Origin of the sequence: Burkholderia sp. KCJ3K979 (genome assembly GCF_016759955.1) — a bacterium.
GTDB classification, from domain to species: Bacteria; Pseudomonadota; Gammaproteobacteria; order Burkholderiales; family Burkholderiaceae; genus Burkholderia; species Burkholderia orbicola.
On the sequence record NZ_JACFYV010000376.1, the window covers coordinates 1 to 2,899 of the forward strand.

Here is a 2,899-nt window from a genome sequence, read left to right on the forward strand (position 1 = left end):
GGTCCCGCCGATGCCGACGACGAACGGGCGGCGGTGTTGATCGAATGCAGTCAAGGGGCGCTCCTGGGATTGGCTTGCCCGGCTAAGCACAGGCTTAAAACCAGATGGTAACGACCCCGTCGCCACTCTGAAAACGACTTTTCGTTCTATCGATATGCCGCGTGGCGGGGGCAATCGTGTGCGCGGCCCCGCAGATCGATAGCAGAAATGCTTGGTTGAGACGGTGCGCCACGGTCGATAAGATGGGCTCGTCTCCTCCATGATGTCTCTACTGACATGGGTTGGCCCCGCCGCGCGGATGCAGGCGGGGCTTTTTTTCGTCCGCCGCTGGAAAACGGGGCGCGATGCGCGGCGACGCCGCCCGTTACTCGAACACCGGCCGGAAGAAGCTGCGCTCGTAGCTGACGATGCAGCGCGTTTCCTCCGCGTAGCGGAACGCGGCCTGGCAGGCCGGATCGTCCTTCGAGCGTTCGCGGTAGCGTTCGTATTCGGCGAGGCTCGGGAACGAGAACATCGCGAGCGCGATGTTGCTCGCGCCTTCGGACGGCAGGAAGTAGCCGTGATGCGTGCCGCCGAACTGCTCGACGAGCGGAATCCACATCTTGCCGTAGGTTTCGAATTCGACGAGTTTGTACGGATCGACGACGTAGCGAAGGAAGCAGGTGATCATGGGCGCTCGCGGGGCGGTGACGGAGCAGCGAGTCTGGAGCGCGGGGCGGTACGTGTCAACGGCATGCGCGCGGATGTGGACATCACCACGCGACTTCATTGCATGGCGCGTTGCTTGCGCGAACAACGATCGGTGCTTCGATGCGTTCGCCACGACGTGCACGCAGCATCGGAACGCACCGTATTCGTGACCTCCGCCCGCCGTCTTAGCCCGGAATTTTTACGACATTTTTTCTTGCGACGGTAACCGGCGCGCTCCTAGACTTCGTGCATCTTCACCACGGAGCATGGCCATGTCGATACCCTGGAACGCGATCGCCGACCCCACCCCTGCCGCGCTGCCTTCACGGTGCGTCGATCGGGTGATCGTCCGGCGTTTCGATCCGGCAATCGACAGCTATGCACAACTGACGCCGATGCTGCACCGCGCGTTCGCGCGGCTCGGTGCGATGGGGCTCAACTGCACGTGCGTCGATCAGGACGAAGACGTCACGCGCTGCCGCGCGGAAGCGGGCGAGTGCTATGTCGCAGTGTGCGGCGGGCGTGTCGTCGGTACGGCCACGCTGTATGCGACCGATCCGTCGTCGGCCTGCTCGCTGTACCGGCGCGAAGGCGTCGCGAGCGTGCGCCAGGTGGCGGTGGACCCGGCTTGCCAGAGCCGCGGAATCGGCGCGTTGCTGCTGTCGTTCGCCGAGCAGTGGGCCGCGTTGCGCGGCTATGCGCTGCTCGCGCTGGATACGCCGCATCCTGCTGCGCACCTGCTGGCGTTTTACGGCGCGCAGGGCTTCGAGGTGGTCGACGTGATGCGCTTCGCCGGCAAGCGCTACGACAGCGCGATCCTGTGCAAGCGGCCCGTTGCCCATGCCGTGCGCCGCGTGTCTCCGGTATCGCGGCTGGCCGCTTCATGGCTCGATAGCGGCTGACGGACGCCGGCTCGGGCCGCTGGCGCGTCGTGCGGCCCTCACGCAAAGGTGGAAGGCGAGCCACTCGATGAATCGGTGCGGTCACGCGTGGCGATGTCCCAAAGAACGCACCTGCTCGATGAACGTGAACGCCGCGTCAAGCGGCACGCAAACGCATGTCGACGTCACTCGTCGCGGCTGCGCGTGTCGCTGCCGGCTTTCGCGACGCGCCATGCGATCGCGCCGAGCACACCGACCGCCACCACCAGCGCGCCCCACAGCACGTAGCGGCGCCCGGCATCCGCATCGGCGGCTGCCGCCGGCGCGACGGCCGATGCCGGCAGCGCCGCGCCGACGCGGGCGGGCCGCACTTCGGGCGCCATGCCGACCAGCAGTGCGTCGCGGCTCACGGCCGACGACACGAGCGACGCGTCGCCCACGCCGAGCGTAAACGGCGGCGTGCCGCGCGCGACGAAGGTCAGCGCGGCCGGATGCCACCCGATCGCGATGGCCGGCTGGCCGCTGCCGAGCCCGCCGTTGCGCATGTCGACGACGATGCGCCACGCGCGATCCGTGTTCGCGATGAACTCGAGCGGCGGATTGCGCTGCTCGCCGCCCTTGCCCTGCAGCCGGAACAGCACGGCGTCAGCGACGTCGCGCCACGGCGCCCGTGCATCGGCGCGGCTTTGCAGCGTCGCGCGGGCGACGGTGTTCGGCTGCGGCAGGTCGATGCGCACGCGATCGACCGGATACGCGCCGTCGGTGTCGAACAGATACTCGCCCGGCGCGGCGCCGGCGCGTATCCGTACGGCGTCGCGCCACTGGCGCGGCACGGACGCCGTATCGGTGCCGCGTGCGTCGCGCGGATGCGTCTCGACGTCGATCGACGCGATCGCGGGCGCGCCGTCGAGCCAGTCGAGTCGCAGGTAGCGCGGCGCCGCGCCGTCGAGCGCGATGCGTTCCTGCACCAGCATGTCGTTGCCGCGGCCGACCTTCAGCAACTGCGTGCTGCCGAGCGGCCGCCAACTGCGCAGGTCGTCGCTGGCTTCGACGGCCACGCGCCCCTGGTAGCTGTCGTCGTCCACGTGCACGAGCAGTGCGTCGATGCTGCCGTCGGTATGCGACAGGTCGACGAGGTCCGCGCCGCGCCCAGGGCGCGAAGGCGACGCGACGGCCGCGCGCAGCGCGCCGTCCGGGCCGACCGTCACGCCGAGCGGCGCGTTGCCGTGCTCGGCGCGCGCGGGCGGCAGCGGGAACCAGTGCACCGGCGCGCGGGACGGCGGCACGGCGGGCGCGGCCGCGGCGGGTGCGTCGAGCGAGTACGGCAC

At 69.2% G+C, this 2,899-nt stretch carries 2 protein-coding genes and 1 pseudogene; 1 reads left to right on the forward strand and 2 read right to left on the reverse strand.

The window, feature by feature from the left end; genetic code table 11:
* Positions 1 to 364 precede the first annotated feature (364 nt).
* The gene (locus H3O04_RS34795) at positions 365 to 670 is read right to left on the reverse strand and encodes an NIPSNAP family protein (protein ID WP_006490913.1); all 306 of its coding nucleotides are present in this window, start codon (positions 668 to 670) and stop codon (positions 365 to 367) included.
* Positions 671 to 962: 292 nt separating this feature from the next.
* Between H3O04_RS34795 and H3O04_RS34800 the strand changes: the two are divergent.
* Positions 963 to 1,571 (forward strand): annotated as a pseudogene (locus H3O04_RS34800) (GNAT family N-acetyltransferase); the annotation flags it as partial.
* A 185-nt stretch (positions 1,572 to 1,756) separates the two neighbouring features.
* Here the strand turns inward: H3O04_RS34800 and H3O04_RS34805 are convergent.
* Positions 1,757 to 2,899: DUF3999 domain-containing protein (locus H3O04_RS34805; protein ID WP_202589460.1), on the reverse strand; the 1,143-nt coding region annotated here is incomplete at its 5' end.